This window comes from Chryseobacterium sp. HMWF035 (genome assembly GCF_003094695.1).
Lineage (GTDB): Bacteria > Bacteroidota > Bacteroidia > Flavobacteriales > Weeksellaceae > Chryseobacterium > Chryseobacterium gambrini.
Genome location: NZ_QEHP01000079.1, coordinates 1 through 15,142 on the forward strand (window position 1 = coordinate 1; position 15,142 = coordinate 15,142).

Consider the following 15,142-nt stretch of genomic DNA (forward strand, 5'->3'; position numbering starts at 1 on the left):
TATTAATCATTTTTGCAGGAGGAAATCCAGACAAAGTTTTCAAAACATAAAAGAGGTCGGATTTCTTCCGACCATGACTAGGCAAAGCCCGCCGAAACTCTAAAATAGCGAGTGCGAAAAGCGGGAAACAGCTCTTGAAAAATTTATTCAAGATCTACGAACACCCGCAATCTTTATCGCAGCTGCGTCTTTTGGAACTGAACTTTTTCGGTGCAAAATTCTTTTTCAATATTCTGAATAAAGAATAGCACGCGAATGCAACGATCAGTAAGACAATGATATATTGTAAAAGTAAGGAAGTATCCATTATTTTAAAATCTGATAGGCTATCATCGACACAAAATATGCCAAACCGGTCATCATTGCCACCTGTAAGCCGGTCCATTTCCAGCTTTTGGTTTCTCTGTAGACTACTGCAAGTGTAGAAACACACTGCATTGCAAATGCGTAAAATAAGAGAACGGAAACTCCGGTTGCAAAGCTGAATACTTTCTCACCGTTCGGTTTTACATCGCGTCTCATTTTATCGATTACTTTTACTTCGGGAGCATCATCTTCAAGACTGTACAAGGTAGACATGGTTCCTACAAACACTTCTCTTGCCACGAAACTTGTCAGAATTCCGACGCCCATTTTCCAGTCGTAGCCTAAAGGAGCAATTACCGGTTCAATTCCTTTTCCCATTTTGGCAAGGTAGGAATGATCCAGTTCCACATTGGTTGCCACAAACTGATCCGGCTTCTGTTTTGGACCGAAATAGCTTAAAAACCAGATGATGATGCTTACAATGAAGATAATCTTTCCGGCTCCAGTAATGAATTCCCATACTTTGCCCAAAACCATTTTAAAATCGTAGGCAAAGAGCGGTTTTTTGTATGTCGGTAAATCCATCACAAGATAGGTTTTCCCTTTATTTTTGATAAATCTTTTGAGAATGGCTGCGGAAAATAATGCGACTAAAAATCCAAGTAAATACATTCCCATTAAAACCAAAGCTTTGTATTTTATTCCTAAAAACGTTCCGTCTGAAATAATAAGCCCGATAATGATGCTGTACACCGGAAGTCTAGCAGAACACGTCATAAAAGGCGTAACCAAAATGGTAAGCAGCCTTTCTTTTAAATTTTCGATATTTCTTGTTGAGATAACTGCCGGAATTGCACACGCTGTTCCGGAAACCAAAGGAACAATACTTTTACCGTTCAGTCCGAAAGGTCTTAAAATACGGTCCATTAGGAAAACCACTCTCGCCATATATCCCGAATCTTCCAAAAGATAAAGGAAGTACAGTAAAATTCCGATCTGTGGTGCAAACACTACAATTCCGCCGATTCCCGGAATAATTCCGTTCGAAACCAATGAATTGACAGGTCCTTCCGGTAAATGTTCTGAAGTGAAAGCTGCTAACCAAGAAAAGAAACTGTCGATCCAGTTCATCGGATATTCGGCTAAGAAAAATACACTTTGGAAAATGATTAATAAAATCAAAAGGAAAACGACGTATCCCCAGAATTTATGAACCAGAACTTTGTCTAATTTTTCTGTTAAAAGTTCTTTGAACTGCGGTTTTTTAGAAATAACATCAGACAGAATTTTATCTGCATGCTGATATCTTCTTACCGTTTCCTGAACCTGCAGTCTTTTCGGAACCAGACTTTTGGAATCCGGCTCGTTGATGAGTCCTACAATAGATTCCAGCTTCTCCAGATCTGTTCCCAGAGAAAGGCTCATCCATGCTTTATATTCATTATCAAATCCTTTATGAAGGGATAATTTTCTGATGAAATCTTTGTGTTCGGAAGGGGTTTCGAAAGAAATTTTCTCGGTTGTTACAAATTGATTAAGATGAACGGCTTCTTTTATTTCTTCAATCCCGATCTGTTCTTTGGCATTGGTCTGAAAAACTTTTATCCCTAAAGACTCAGATAATTTATTGATATTGATCGTGATTCCTCTTCTTTCTGCCTGATCAATCTGATTGACGACCAAAACCATCGGAATTCCCAGATCCTGAATCTGCTGAAATAAAAGCAATCCTCTTTTCAGGCTTAATGCTTCGAGAATATAGATAACTCCGGCATAATTTTGCTGTTCATCAATAAGAAATTTAGAAAAAATCGCCTCATCTTCCGAACTTGGATAAATACTGTAAGAACCCGGTAAATCAATAATTTCAACTTCTTCGTTCTTATAACTGTATGTTCCGGAATGGCTTGCCACGGTAACTCCCGCGTAATTTCCGGTCTTTTGCTTTTTATTGCTTAAGGCATTGAAAACCGTAGATTTTCCAACGTTTGGATTCCCGACTAAAAGGATCTGTTTTTTGTGAGCGCTCTGCATTAATTCAATTCTTCAACGATGATATAATCTCCTTCTTCTTCACGAAGAGCAATACGGCTTTTTTCATCACCAAATTCCACATACATCGGACCACTGAACGGCGCCTGATACAAAATCCTGAAGAAAGTTTCCGGAAGAAGCCCCATTTCGATGATCTTGTTGGGCATTTTCAGGCTGTCGTTATCATATCCTACTATTTTCCCCAGTCTGTTTTTGGGAAATCCGCTCAACTTATGTAAATCCTTATGTTTCAAAGCCGATATTTTTGTAAGTGCAAATATACGCTATTTAAATTTAATCTAAATAACGTATTCTATGAAAAAAATCAACCCAAATGCGTGAAAGCATTTGGGTTGATTCAAATATAATTTAGTAAATATGAATGTTACTTTTTCTTTTTGTCTGTAGAAGCAGACTGGGTAAGTTCGATCGGGTTGTTGTTTGCGTTGAAGAAATCTTTATACATTTTCTCCTGCTTTTTCATCATATCACCGATCGTTCCGTCCATTCCCGGAATTGTTTTAGACATAATCTCCTGCGTCATCATCGGTCTTGCCGTAGCGAAAGGATCTTTCTTGAACTCGTTAAATGTTTTCTCGAATTTTTCCCGCGGCATTTCTGTTACTTTTAAGCTCATGTTGGAAATTTTTTCTGCATAAGAAAGTTCTTCCCAGTTCTGTACCTTTCTGTTTCCCTGAAGCACCCAAGAATAGTTTTTTGCATCGTCTTCTATTTTAACGATCAAGCCCGGAAGTCCTGAAAACTTATACGGACCATCCTGAAAAGGCAGTTCTGTAGTGAACCAAGCTGTCCATTTTCTTCCTCCGAATTCAGCCGTAGCTTTCTGAGCATTATAGGCTCCTATTTTTTCTTTTTCGTTAGAAATTTTCCAGTCGAATTTCGGAGTTTCTGTGTAGGCAATTCCCATTGGTGAAAATCCGCTTGCAATTCTTTCGATGTACTGGATTTTCATATCAGGATATGTTTTAACCACTTTTTCTGAGAATTTCGGCATTCTGATAGACTTCGACATATCTTTGAATACTCCCGACTTCTGCATTGCTTCAATCTGAACTTTCATGATAGAATCCTGAGCAAGCATGGTATAATCTCTGTAAACGGACCTGTCTTTCACGATGTCTAAAACCGTCATTACTTTTTCCAGTTTTGCAGAATCGCTTTTCGGCTTGAAAGTAAGTTCATAAAAAAAACGGTTGGCAGTTTCTTTAGAGTCTTTATCCTGTGCACTTACCAATGCAAAAAATGCAACCAGAAATATTGAAAATAGTTTTTTCATTTTAAATAGAATGTTTATACAATTAGTTAGCGGTTTCAGATTTTTGTTACATATTTTTTTTAATTTGTTTCTGAATTTTCTTTTATCAAATAAAAAAACCAGCCTTTGAAGACTGGTTTTGATTTTATTTAAAGTTGAACTTTACAGTAAACATGACCTGACTTGGTCGAAGCTGAATTCTCGTGTAAGTAGTCGATCCAAACTGACCATCCAAATTATATGTCTCAAATACTCTGCGATTAGCAATATTCATCCATTTTAGTTCAAAATCTATTTTCTTTTTAGCCCATGTAAATTGGTAAGAAATATCATAGAATGGATTATTGTATTTATTATTTTCATTTATTGTATTTACTTGATCCCAATTAAAACCTATTGTATGATTTTCAATTGGGTAGAAAAATACTGCCAAATTATGATTATAGCCTTTATTTGTTCCTAATAATCCCCCACGACTGTCTTGTTTAGTTGTTGAAAGATTCATATTATAATCTAAGCTCATCCAACTGAAATATGTGTTATTAAATTTGAACCCGTAAGTCTGGGAATTATTCTTATTCTTAAATTGTTGTTCTCCTAAGATTGGATCTGATAAGAACGCATCCGAGATCGAAGTTGTATTGCCATAGCTTACAGAAACATTTGTTTTAAACTTAGGGAAATACTTTCCAACCTCTGCACTGAACCTATTACTTTTTGAATGGTTTTCCTGATCTTTATACTGCATTAATGTGAATCCTGTTGTAGGATCTAATATTGGAGAACCAAGAAGGTTTCTTTTACTGTCGCTTAAAGAGTAATTTACATTAAAAAATAGATTATTTAAGGGATTTCTATATTCAATTCTTGTTCCTCCACTTGATGTTGTAGTTTGTGGAATTGGATTTTTTGGATCCATCACATTAAATCCTGTAGGAGATAACAACATGTATCCTGCATAAGCTGACTTAATATCTCCGAAATTATTACTGATATTTCCATTTAGGCTTAGCTTCCAGAAAGAAGCAAAAGTATATTGTGCAAAAATATTCGGAGTAAATGTCGTTTTGTTTAAAGACTTTGAAACTCCTCTCAAGTCATCTTCCGCCTTGATATTGTTGAAATTCACTGGAAAATTAGCAAACAAACTCCACGAATCATTTTTAAAGTTAATTCCAAGAGAAGCGTTGGGATTAATTTCTGTAAATCTCAAATCATTTTCATAAGCCGGACTATTAAAATCAGGTTGCATATTTCCCGGAGATGAAGGAATTGCTAATCCGTTAAAATTTGTATTTAACTGATCTGATGAAAAATCAAATCCTACTTGTGGAGTAAATGTCCATCCTTTTGTAGAAAAACTTATGTTTGCAGAATGTGAAGTATCTAAAGTTTTTAATCTAAACATTTGTTCTGCAATTGAACCTGGAGCAAAATTGATTCTTCCTATGGCTGTTTCACTTACCTTATACGGAATCTGCATATAACTTGCAGGAGTTACCTGAAGAGTCTGGTTATCATCCTGATAGTTAATATAGGATTTAAAGTTCACCATTTTTTCTTTCCATGGAATAATTGTGCTTAAAGAGTTTTGAAAAGAAGAAGTTGGAGATTGTACAGATTCAGCTCCGGTTCTTCCATCTCTTACAACGTTGGCTCTATCTGCATTCCAAAATTGGCTGAAGCTCGTTGTATTTTTAAAGAATCCTTTTTTCGCATTTTTAGTGAAAATTAATTCTCCTTTAATTTTATCCGTATAGAAATTATTTCTTGTACTATTAATAATTTTTGATCCGTTCTGATAAGTCGTTTCCCTATAATCTTCTCTTTCAACTGCGTTGTTGGTATAGTTTGCATTTGCTTTTAACTCCCATTCCTTCTTCTTGTCTATATTGGTAAGATAATTTGCAGAAACATAATGAACACTGTTCATTAAATATCTTTTTACAGGTGTATTCGGCGTACTTGCATTTTCTACATTCAGCCAGTCGTTTTGTGCGGCGTTGATTCTTCTTCCTTCCCAGACGTTTCCGAAAGACAGAATATTCCCTTCGTTTTCTACCTGTTCTCCGGTGTTATTCGATTTGTAGTTAACCACCCACTGACTTTTCTGCCCGAAGAACATCGGCGTAAGTTTTACATTCCATAAAAGCGGACTTCCTCCTACTCCTACTTCTCCTCTTCCCGTCATGGTAACAGAATTTTTCAGTTTGATATTGATGGCTGCCTGATCGGAAGGCACTTTATCCTGTAAGATTTTTACGGGTTGGTGATTTTCCAGTACCTCAACTTTCTGTACCGCATCTTTCGGAAGTGAGTTGTTGATGGTTCCATATCCTCCTTCCATTAAATCTTTTCCGTTGACGTAGAATTTATTGATCGCATTTCCCTGATAAAGAATCGTTCCATCTGTATTGACTTCAATTCCCGGCATTTTTTTCAAAACATCGGCTAATGTTCTGTCGCTCTTGCTGTCGAACGCTTTAAGATCGTAGGAAATGGTGTCTCCTCTTGCCGTAACCATTTTTGTTTTAAGTTTCACTTCCTTAATTTCCGTAGCCTCAGAATCCATTTTGAAGTTGAGCGTCTGATCGCTGTTGCTGATCTGCTTCGTTAAAGGTCTTTGGTTAAAAGCCTTTACTTTAAGGTCTACATTGGATTCTCCTGAAGTGAAGGTGACTTTGTATTCTCCTTTCGAGTTGGTAATTCCATAGGCAAGAATAGCATCTTTTCCCAGCTCTTCCACCGTTACACTTGCACTTGGGATTCCAACCCCGTCTTCATCCGTGATCTTCCCCGAAACCGTTTTCTGTGCAAAAGCGATCACAGAGAAAAAAATCATCAGGAATAAAGATATTCTCTTTTTCATAATTTATTATTTGCTTAATTAGTTAATGGTTAAAGCGTTTTGTTACACGAGTATAAAGATTGTATTTAAGCCCAAAAGTTAAACCTCTTTTTATCACTACAAACATAGTGATATTTTTTAATGTCCTGAACTTTATTTTTTAAAGGAAAAATTTTTCCCGAATGAAAAATTTTCTTTGGATTTTGTTATCAAGCCATATTTCACGAAAGAACTGACTTTTTGAGGTTTTTTATTATTAATTCTTTGGCTAAATCTATACATTCGTAAAAACAATTTCACTTATGGGAGTGGGAACTAATCTTAAAAGGCTGAGAAGCAAAACCAAATTTTCTCAACAGGAAATTGCCGATATGTTGGGATTAGACAGAAATACATACACCAACTGGGAAAATGAAATCACCGATATTAAGTCTCAATATATTCCGAAACTTGCCGAAATTTTTCAGGTGAAAATTCAAGACCTTTTTGAAGATGGTCAAAAATCAACAGTTTCAAATTCACAGGACAATTTTGAAATGCACGATAATTCGATTGGTCAAAAAGATTTTCAACAGGGAATTATCATCAATATCACAGATTCTGAAGCAGCAAAAGTAATCAGCTCCCAGCTTGAAGAACTGATAAAAATTTTGAAAAGATAAGTCGGGACATTTGTGTTTTGAGCATTAGTTTTAGGGCTCTTTTCTTTTTATCTTTTGTAGGAATGTAAAGTATTATTCAAAAGGTTTTAATTCGAGAGGATTGCTAAATCTTTTTTGCTTTCTTTTCATCATATCATCAAACTCCTTTCTCATTTCTCCCTGTAAAACAGGTAAAGAAGCTGATGTAAACCTGAGATTAAAAGAAGCTTTTAAGTAATCTTGTTTGTTATATTTTTTAAATACTCCTATATTAAAACTAAATTCATCATCAAATTTCTCTACTTTAGATGCTGTAAAATGATAATCATCCCGGGTATCATACAATTCAAAAATTAAACCCGGCAATCCATTAAATTTATAGGGACCTAAAGACTGAGAATATTCTTTAGAAAAATACGCAATCCATCGTCTTCCGAATTTGTTTGTTGCCGCCATTTGGCATTTGACTCCATTTATCATTTTTGTATCAGAATAAAGAACCCATTGTAATTTTAAAGCCTCCTGATATCTTATTTTATTTTCGGTAACTGTTAAAAAGGTATTGATTATTCCGATTTTCCCAATAACCCTTTCTTGAAAATAATCGCTGATTGCTCTCAGATCAACACCTTTACTTTCGTATTGTCCTGTATCATTTAAATAATTTTGATTTGCTCCAAAATAATAATCCTGTGAATTTCCTATCAAAACAAATCTTTGTTCTTTTTTAAAATTTTCTCCTAAGTTTAAAGTGGAGTCATATGTAACTCTTATAGAAGGAACAAAAGAAATTTTTTGTGAAAAAGAAAAAAAACTAAAAAAGATGGCAAGTAAAAGAAATATTTTTTTTGATTTCATGATGTAATAATTTGGAAACTCTGTCCCAAAATAATAATTTGAGACAGAGTTTTTAATTTAAGGATTAAAAGTTACACTTGAAGGATAATTACCACACTCGTCTGCATTCTTTTCTGCAATCCATAAAGCCATATCAGATTGACTCCAATCTCCGGTAAATGTTGTATAATGTTTCACTCCGCAGGTTGAAGTCCAAACAGCCTGAAGTGTTTTCGCAAACGCCTTCACTGAAATACCCATCATGGCGCTAAATAAAATCTTCTTTTTCATAAAATTTGTTTTTTTAGAATCGTTAATAATCAATTTTCCCTAGCTATACAATTTTGCCTAGAATAAATGTACAGTTCGGATGATGCATCATGATGACTTTAAAGAAATACATCTTACGGTAGAGCACCGCAAAATGTTTCGCGAATTTCTCATTTGTGTCATATCATAAAATTATGAATAATATTGTAAAGTTACTGCATAAGAAAATCAGCAAATTACGCCGTATTTATTGGGTAGGAAAAAAAATATTTTTTATTTAAAAATTAATAAAATTCATCAAAATTTATTTTGTGTTTTATATTTAAATACATTCGAAACTTTTTATAGAATGGGATAGAAATTTTTCTGTCTTTTTGCTTATAATATTCACATCCGCACAAAAATCAGTTATAAATAATTTTTTATTTTAGCGGGAAGAAATGAATTTTTATTCATCAAATTGTGTTTTTACCCTGCAATTCTTTTTGCAGGGTGTTTTTTTATGCCCTTAAGATTATTTTTCAGTTTTTTATTTAGTCTAAATAGTTAAAAATGATTTGAATCATAGATTAAAAAAAGCTTAAATCCGTTAACATATATTTTTATTTAATAATTTTGTAACATTAAATTTTTAAGAAATGGGAATCAATTTAAAGCCTATAGATATTGTAGATGATATTACTCAGGAAGAATTCATTGAAAAGTATCTGAAGCCGAGAAAACCTGTTGTCATTAAGAACATGGCAAGAAAATGGCCAGCGTACCAGAAATGGACCATGGAGTACATGAAGGAAGTAGTAGGTGATGTGGAAGTTCCGTTGTACGACAGCTCGAAGGCAGATCCTGCAGCTCCCATTAACGCTTCTGCAGCCAAAATGAAATTCGGGGATTATATCGATCTTATCCAGAGAGAACCTACCGATCTTAGAATTTTCCTTTTTGACCCGATAAAATTTGCCCCGAAACTTCTGGAAGATTATATTTCTCCTAAAGAATTAATGGGCGGATTTCTGGACAAATATCCCAATATGTTTTTCGGAGGTAAAGGTTCTGTAACGTTCCTGCATTTTGATATTGATATGGCTCATATTTTCCATACCCACTTTAACGGAAGAAAACATATTCTACTGTTCGATTACAAATGGAAAGAAAGACTGTACCAGATTCCTTACGCAACGTATGCGCTGGAAGATTATGATATTGAAAATCCTGACTTCACAAAATTCCCCGCTTTAGACGGCGTAGAAGGTATTGAATGTTATCTTGAGCATGGCGACACATTGTTTATGCCAACCGGATGGTGGCATTGGATGAAATATCTGGACGGAAGTTTTTCTATCTCGCTGAGAGCATGGGACAAATCCTGGGCGGTGAAGGCGCATTCTTTATGGAATCTTACCGTACAGCGCAAATTTGATGATATCATGAAGAAGAACTTCAAGAAGAAATACATGGACTGGAAAGAAAAAGTCGCTGTAAAAAGAGCAGAAATTGCTCTGAAAAGAGGCTTACCAAGATAAAAAAAGAAAGACGTTTCGGCTGAAACGTCTTTTTCATTGATTAAAATTTACCTGATGATCTTTTCGATACTTCCTTTTGCACAGTTAAAAGCCTCTTCCGCTTCTTCGTAAAATATCTTCATTGAGATCTCGAACCCGCTTGCCATAAAGAATGTAACATGACCTTCGATATTGTAGCTCAGAAAGCCAATATGATTCACATTAATAACCAATGGCTGTCCCATAACCTTTGCTCCTTCCAGTGCATTTGGCTTTTTTACGTGGATAACGTTCGACGCTTTCACATAAATCAAACCGTCTGATGTTGTTTTAATTATATAAGCCATGAACTATTTTTCTGTAAAGTTATCAAATAAAAGCATAAGAAAAAATCCCCGGAATAACCAGGGATTTAGTCAAAAGTATTAATATTTATAGTGATTGGTGTTTTTCCTGTAATTAGTGATAAAAAATATTCCCGAATTGCTCCGGGAAATATTTAAGATCCCTTATTGTTTATTTTTTAATAGTTGCAATTGAGTATTCAACTACTATGCCAAGAATAAGAAAGGACTAAAAAAAAATATTTTTTCTGTTTTTGATACCTCATTGGAAGATTTACCCTAAAAACGGCATATTTTTAGATTAGCTCACTGTAACACACCAAAAAATATACATATGAAAGCAACTGCACAATCTGAGAACATTAACTCTCACTTCAATCGGGAAGTTGAACGTCAAAAAGCGCTTAAAGCTCTGGAAAAAGCAAAAAGCATCAAAAGAAAAGTTGTTTTTCTTCCGCAGGGAGCAACAGGGAATCTAAACTACAGAGATTCATTCTAAGTTTACTATCAAAAAAATGAGCTGCAGAAATCCTGCAGCTTAATTTTTTATATCAGTTTTGTAAGTTCTTCTACCAAAAGCTTTACCTGAAGCGGTCTTTTCTTTTTATCGACATCCAGCCTGTTGTAAAATCCTGTTTTCACGATCACCATCTTTTTTTCGGGAACCATGATAATGAACTGTCCTAAAAAGCCGTAAAAAAATCTGTATTGATGATCACTTTCGTCATCTGCCCAAATGGTATAGCAAAATGCATCGTTCTCTATTGTGGGCGATAAAAGTTTTTCACAATATTCTTTACTGATGAGCTGTTTTCCTTCCCACTCTCCTTTCTGCATGATAAGCTGTCCGAGTTTTGCGAAATCTCTTGGTATTGCATGGATACAGCAGAACGCTTTTTCAACGCCTTTTTCGTCGATGCTCCATTTTGCAGGTAATTCCATTCCTAAAGGCTGCCATATTTTTTCTGAAAGATAAACTGCAAGATCTTTTCCCGTTGCTTCTCTTAACGCAAGTCCTAATAATTGCGCAGCAACACTTTGATATTTATACTTTTCGCCCGGCATTTCCTTGAACCCAATTCCGAAAGCCTGCTCCGCAAGATCGTCTACAAAATACTGTCTGGAATTCTCTGCAAAAGGATGATGGTATTCTTCTTCCCAATCCAATCCCGCCTGCATCGTCATCAAATGTTTAAAGGTGAGATATTTTCCGAAACGGCTGTTTTGGTATTGTGGAAAAACGGTGGAAATCAACTGGTTTTCAGATTCAATATATCCGTCATCAATCGCGCAACCCGTTAAGATTGAAAGAACGCCTTTCGCCATTGAAAAGGAATTCATTAAAGAAGAAGCATCATGATCTTTCCAGTATTCTTCGTGAAGAAGTTTTCCGTCGTGAATTATCAGAAGAGAAGATGCCCTTGTCTTTTTTAGCTCGTCCAAAACTCTTTCAGAAAGTTCCTTTTTATTGTAACTGATGTGTTTCTTCCATCGTTTCGGATGTCTGTTGCGAATAACCCGTGAAGGAAATTTTTCCTCATCGTCTATTGAGGGAGTAAAAGGTCCTTTTTTTAAATTAATGGCTAAAGCTTTAAAAATATATCCGTATCCCGAAAGAAAAACCACAGCAACAAATGCTGAAATTCCTGCGATACCTGCGGTTAGAAGTTTCCTCATAGTAAGTTTGAAAAATTGATGTTCAGATAAAATCTTAGTTATCAACCATTCAAAGTATATGCCGCCAATTTTATCGTTGGATTTTTTATTGTGCTGAATTATTAACAAGTAATTCTTCCATATTTCGGGTGACTTCATTGCAGGAAAAACAGGCTTCTTTGCCGTCCTGAGAAAACCATCTGCACTGCGAACGGATCGGGCAAAAGCTAAGTTCAGTATTTTTTGGAAAATTCAGATCCTGAACTTTTTTGGATAAAGAACATCTTGATTCCTCATGATTCCATTGTCCGCATCCTTTTTCTACACATTTTCCGGTGAAACGGAATCGCTGTTCCAGATTTTCATTCTGTTCAATAAAATCTTCTGTGACGGTAAGAGGGGTTATAAACTGTACTTTTCCGTCTTTATTGACGACTCCGAAAAGCTGCGCCCCAACTTTTCCAACGTAGCTGGGACACATCTTTTTTGAAGAGTTAAAACTAGCCTCCATAAGCTTTTATCTGATTATGGATTTCTGTAACCTGCTTGGTAAGATCTATTCCCGGCTTGAAAATAATGATTCCCCAAGGAAACCAGTCTTTAACCTTTAAGGGTTTAGTCAGTTCTCTGAAATTTCTGTGCGCTCCGAAAGCCTGAGTGTTGTCTACTTTGGACAGTTCGGAAAGCACCACATTCTGAATTCCTCTGTCGATGTTTTTTAGCTGTTCGTCGGTAAGGTCTACGCCTTCCAGTGAAACGAAAAATTGCTTTTTAGTTGCCATAAGTGTTGGTTTTATTGGTTTTAATAAAGCAAATTTCGCCTGATAAAAATTAAATTCCATCAGTAAAAACAACAGTTCCGCATGTGAAAAATACGGAAATTAAATACTGATTATCAATAAATTAAATCAGATTTCAAAATTTATAAGATTCTGTAAACAGGATATTGTCTGAATGTCTTTTCTTCGAAGTAGGGAGAATTTCTGTAGATCCAGTCGAGCTGAGCGGTTCCGTCGTCGGCAAATTTTTTGTCGGCTGCTTTTTTAGCTTCGAATTTCTGTTTTAAATCTTTATCTTTTTTCAGTAATTCTGCGGCGGTATCTTCGAAAATATAAGCTGAATAATATTCTTTCTGAGCTAAAATCCCGTCGAAGAAATTCCAGTTGAAAAAGGAATCCAGTGCTTCCGGTTCAAGAGTTTCAATGATGTATTTTACCCCTTCCTGATCGGTCGGAACCATGTAATCACCCGCTGAAAAAGTAATCTTTTTATTCGCTTTATCTATGGTTGTTTCAAAATGGAGATAATGACCTTCGTAAGGATTTTTAACGGTTTTAAAATCATTGATTCTGTAAGATTCCACCGCAATCGTGCTGTCCTTCTGAATCGGCTTCATCTGAATTTTATTTCTTTTAAATTCCTCAATAACACGGTATTGCGACTGCGGAATGATATAATATTTCGGAATGGTGATGTAACCTGTAGGAACTGCGGTTGTAAACAGCCTGATGTTTTTCGTGAAGGGTTTGCTTCTGTCGTAATAGAGTCTCTGTTTTCCGGAAATTTCACTGGGTTTGTATTTTCCCTCAAAACCTTTGAAATCCATGGTGGTATATTTTGCAGAATCTATTTTCCAACGGATTCCGTACTGTTTTCCGGCTTGGTACTGTTTTAGATTTTCAACTCTGAGTTGTTTTATTTTCTGATAATCCTGATCTAAATTCTGAAGATTCACCAACATATATTTGTATGTTGCATCCACTCTTTTGTCGTATGGTTTCAGCATATGCGTTTCAGGAACGGTTCCCAGAGAATTGAACAGCGAGGTATATCCTGTAGAATATCTCGGGGAATCTTCGAACGAAGCAAAGCCAACTTCCGGAATATCCCCATGAATATTAACGTAAGGTGTACTTTCGTAACCCAGTTTTTTTAAGTCTTCTAAATTTTTAGCCTGATATTTATTGTAAAAATATTCGCCTAAAACATTTCCCAGACGTTCTTTAAAAGTAGAAATATAAGTAAATGTATATTGATAATCTGCTCCGTTACTTACGTGATTGTCAATGAAAACATCCGGTTTCAGCCACTGATAAATTTCCTGAAAACTTCTTGCATTTTTGGTATCTGCTTTAATGAAATCTCTGTTCAGGTCATAATTTCTGGCATTTCCTCTGAAACCATACTGTTCCGGACCATTCTGGTTGGCTCTGGAAAATGATCCGCGATTGAGCATTCCACTTACGTTATACGCTGAAATGGCTGCAACAATAAAATTCTGCGGAGCCTTTATCTTTTGGGTTGCCAGATTTTTCATCAGCATCATAGTCGCATCGATTCCGTCGGGTTCGCCGGGATGAATTCCGTTATTGATGAACAAAACGGCTTTGGTTTTTCTTAATTTATCAAGATCTTTTTCGGGAAAAGGGTTGTAAATGACCACATATATTGCTTTTCCGTTGTCATCTTCTCCTTTTTTAAGGTACTGAATGATGTTGAAATTTTTAGCTAAATTCTGATAATAGCTGTTCATTTCATCATAAGTAACGGTCTGATTTCCATTCCCTTTTTCAAAAGGGGTCTGAAATTGAGTCTGGGCAAAGATGAATGAGGAGGTAAGCAGCAGGAAAAGATATTTCAGTTTCATTGAGTGGTATTTTGGGCTTTAAAATTACTTAAAGTTTGTGAAACCTATTATTTTTAACTCAGAGACCGCAAATATTTTATTTAAAAAAGGTTTGAAAATATTCTTCGTTCGCAAAGGCGTTTGACTTCGTCGAATCCTTGATTTCACTCAGCAAAGGAATTGTGTATGCCGGAAGTATAAAAATGAAGAGAATTTTCATAAAATCAGTTTAATTCTTACTTCGTCTGAATGATCCAACTGAGTCTATTTTGCTCCCGCTGATTTTGCTGATGGCGCTGATTTTAAGTATCAAAAAAAATATCTTCCCAATTTAGAGAAGATATTTAGCGGTTTTTAGGTTTAACAGTATAGTTATTTCTGCCCTTTTCATCGGGATATAATGACGGAAGGGAATCGCTTTGCCAGAATTCTTTGGAATAGACATCCATGATTGTTAATGCTCCGGTGAATGCGGCTCCTGTATCTATATTCCATACATTGGCTTTGTTGATGGGTTCTTTACTTCCCAAATGCAGTGTCGGTGTATGACCGATGAAAATTTCGTGGTATAAAAGCAGCCTTTTCGGATAGAATTCGGAGTCTTTCGCCAAAGTTTTATCCATTGCAACGGCTGTTTCCCACAATGTTCTGTCCCAACGGTAATTGCTGGAATACACTTCTTTTTCGGGACCGTGCATGGACGAATATCCTAGTCATGGTCGGAAGAAATCCGACCTCTTTTATGTTTTGAAAACTTTGTCTGGATTTCCTCCTGCAAAAATGATTAATACAGCTGTAATCATAT

The 15,142-nt window shown here is 35.6% G+C and carries 14 protein-coding genes and 1 pseudogene; 3 read left to right on the forward strand and 12 right to left on the reverse strand.

All coding sequences use genetic code 11. The annotated features are described in order from the left end of the window. Positions 1 to 306: 306 nt before the first annotated feature. From feoB to DD829_RS12140, 4 genes are all read right to left on the reverse strand, one after another. Entirely contained in the window at positions 307 to 2,340 is a 2,034-nt protein-coding gene (gene feoB / locus DD829_RS12125) for a ferrous iron transport protein B (RefSeq protein ID WP_108411531.1), read from the reverse strand. After that, positions 2,340 to 2,594 (reverse strand): ferrous iron transport protein A, encoded by a 255-nt coding sequence (locus DD829_RS12130; protein WP_076391119.1) that lies wholly within the window; start codon positions 2,592 to 2,594, stop codon positions 2,340 to 2,342. The genes feoB and DD829_RS12130 overlap by 1 nt, the downstream gene beginning before the upstream one ends. Before the next feature lie 131 nt (positions 2,595 to 2,725). Further along, complete coding sequence (locus DD829_RS12135) at positions 2,726 to 3,637, reverse strand: GLPGLI family protein (protein ID WP_108411530.1); 912 nt, start codon at positions 3,635 to 3,637, stop codon at positions 2,726 to 2,728. Positions 3,638 to 3,761: 124 nt separating this feature from the next. After that, on the reverse strand, positions 3,762 to 6,485 hold the full coding sequence (locus tag DD829_RS12140) for a Plug and carboxypeptidase regulatory-like domain-containing protein (protein ID WP_108411529.1): 2,724 nt from the start codon (positions 6,483 to 6,485) through the stop codon (positions 3,762 to 3,764). Positions 6,486 to 6,766: 281 nt separating this feature from the next. On the opposite strand from DD829_RS12140, the gene DD829_RS12145 reads away from it, so the two are divergent. Further along, a complete protein-coding gene (locus DD829_RS12145; protein ID WP_108411528.1) occupies positions 6,767 to 7,126 on the forward strand; it encodes a helix-turn-helix domain-containing protein in 360 nt (119 codons plus the stop codon). A 72-nt stretch (positions 7,127 to 7,198) separates the two neighbouring features. Here DD829_RS12145 and DD829_RS12150 read toward each other — a convergent pair whose 3' ends face one another. Continuing rightward, positions 7,199 to 7,963 carry a GLPGLI family protein gene (locus DD829_RS12150; RefSeq protein ID WP_108411527.1) on the reverse strand — a complete coding sequence of 255 codons (765 nt, stop codon included), beginning with the start codon at positions 7,961 to 7,963 and terminating at the stop codon, positions 7,199 to 7,201. A gap of 57 nt (positions 7,964 to 8,020) precedes the next feature. After that, complete coding sequence (locus DD829_RS12155) at positions 8,021 to 8,233, reverse strand: hypothetical protein (RefSeq protein WP_165814860.1); 213 nt, start codon at positions 8,231 to 8,233, stop codon at positions 8,021 to 8,023. A gap of 617 nt (positions 8,234 to 8,850) precedes the next feature. On the opposite strand from DD829_RS12155, the gene DD829_RS12160 reads away from it, so the two are divergent. Continuing rightward, positions 8,851 to 9,732, forward strand: coding sequence for a cupin-like domain-containing protein (locus DD829_RS12160; protein ID WP_087706597.1), 882 nt, complete (start codon positions 8,851 to 8,853; stop codon positions 9,730 to 9,732). A gap of 47 nt (positions 9,733 to 9,779) precedes the next feature. Here DD829_RS12160 and DD829_RS12165 read toward each other — a convergent pair whose 3' ends face one another. Then, complete coding sequence (locus DD829_RS12165; RefSeq protein ID WP_076391105.1) at positions 9,780 to 10,058, reverse strand: hypothetical protein; 279 nt, start codon at positions 10,056 to 10,058, stop codon at positions 9,780 to 9,782. Positions 10,059 to 10,389: 331 nt separating this feature from the next. Between DD829_RS12165 and DD829_RS23600 the strand changes: the two genes are divergently transcribed. Beyond that, positions 10,390 to 10,554, forward strand: a complete 165-nt coding sequence (locus DD829_RS23600) for a hypothetical protein (RefSeq protein WP_157967254.1) — start codon at positions 10,390 to 10,392, stop codon at positions 10,552 to 10,554. A 47-nt stretch (positions 10,555 to 10,601) separates the two neighbouring features. Here DD829_RS23600 and DD829_RS12170 read toward each other — a convergent pair whose 3' ends face one another. The 5 genes and pseudogenes from DD829_RS12170 to DD829_RS12190 all read right to left on the reverse strand — a co-directional run. Further along, positions 10,602 to 11,732 carry a serine hydrolase domain-containing protein gene (locus tag DD829_RS12170; RefSeq protein ID WP_165796631.1) on the reverse strand — a complete coding sequence of 377 codons (1,131 nt, stop codon included), beginning with the start codon at positions 11,730 to 11,732 and terminating at the stop codon, positions 10,602 to 10,604. A gap of 85 nt (positions 11,733 to 11,817) precedes the next feature. After that, positions 11,818 to 12,222 carry a hypothetical protein gene (locus DD829_RS12175; RefSeq protein ID WP_123906851.1) on the reverse strand — a complete coding sequence of 135 codons (405 nt, stop codon included), beginning with the start codon at positions 12,220 to 12,222 and terminating at the stop codon, positions 11,818 to 11,820. Then, entirely contained in the window at positions 12,212 to 12,493 is a 282-nt protein-coding gene (locus DD829_RS12180) for a hypothetical protein (RefSeq protein WP_087706606.1), read from the reverse strand. The genes DD829_RS12175 and DD829_RS12180 overlap by 11 nt, the downstream gene beginning before the upstream one ends. A 140-nt stretch (positions 12,494 to 12,633) precedes the next feature. Next, positions 12,634 to 14,358: a hypothetical protein gene (locus tag DD829_RS12185; RefSeq protein ID WP_108409915.1), complete on the reverse strand. Its 1,725-nt coding sequence runs from the start codon at positions 14,356 to 14,358 to the stop codon at positions 12,634 to 12,636. Between the two features lie 323 nt (positions 14,359 to 14,681). Then, a pseudogene (locus tag DD829_RS12190) lies at positions 14,682 to 15,047 on the reverse strand (serine/threonine protein phosphatase); the annotation flags it as partial. Between the last annotated feature and the right edge of the window lie 95 nt (positions 15,048 to 15,142).

Bases quoted from the DNA above. Each gene is read 5' to 3' on its own strand.
- feoB (WP_108411531.1), bottom strand. From the start codon at position 2,340: ATGCAGAGCGCTCACAAAAAACAGATCCTTTTAGTCGGGAATCCAAAC.
- DD829_RS12135 (WP_108411530.1), bottom strand. From the start codon at position 3,637: ATGAAAAAACTATTTTCAATATTTCTGGTTGCATTTTTTGCATTGGTA.
- DD829_RS12140 (WP_108411529.1), bottom strand. From the start codon at position 6,485: ATGAAAAAGAGAATATCTTTATTCCTGATGATTTTTTTCTCTGTGATC.
- DD829_RS12145 (WP_108411528.1), top strand. From the start codon at position 6,767: ATGGGAGTGGGAACTAATCTTAAAAGGCTGAGAAGCAAAACCAAATTT.
- DD829_RS12150 (WP_108411527.1), bottom strand. From the start codon at position 7,963: ATGAAATCAAAAAAAATATTTCTTTTACTTGCCATCTTTTTTAGTTTT.
- DD829_RS12155 (WP_165814860.1), bottom strand. From the start codon at position 8,233: ATGAAAAAGAAGATTTTATTTAGCGCCATGATGGGTATTTCAGTGAAG.
- DD829_RS12160 (WP_087706597.1), top strand. From the start codon at position 8,851: ATGGGAATCAATTTAAAGCCTATAGATATTGTAGATGATATTACTCAG.
- DD829_RS12165 (WP_076391105.1), bottom strand. From the start codon at position 10,058: ATGGCTTATATAATTAAAACAACATCAGACGGTTTGATTTATGTGAAA.
- DD829_RS23600 (WP_157967254.1), top strand. From the start codon at position 10,390: ATGAAAGCAACTGCACAATCTGAGAACATTAACTCTCACTTCAATCGG.
- DD829_RS12170 (WP_165796631.1), bottom strand. From the start codon at position 11,732: ATGAGGAAACTTCTAACCGCAGGTATCGCAGGAATTTCAGCATTTGTT.
- DD829_RS12175 (WP_123906851.1), bottom strand. From the start codon at position 12,222: ATGGAGGCTAGTTTTAACTCTTCAAAAAAGATGTGTCCCAGCTACGTT.
- DD829_RS12180 (WP_087706606.1), bottom strand. From the start codon at position 12,493: ATGGCAACTAAAAAGCAATTTTTCGTTTCACTGGAAGGCGTAGACCTT.
- DD829_RS12185 (WP_108409915.1), bottom strand. From the start codon at position 14,358: ATGAAACTGAAATATCTTTTCCTGCTGCTTACCTCCTCATTCATCTTT.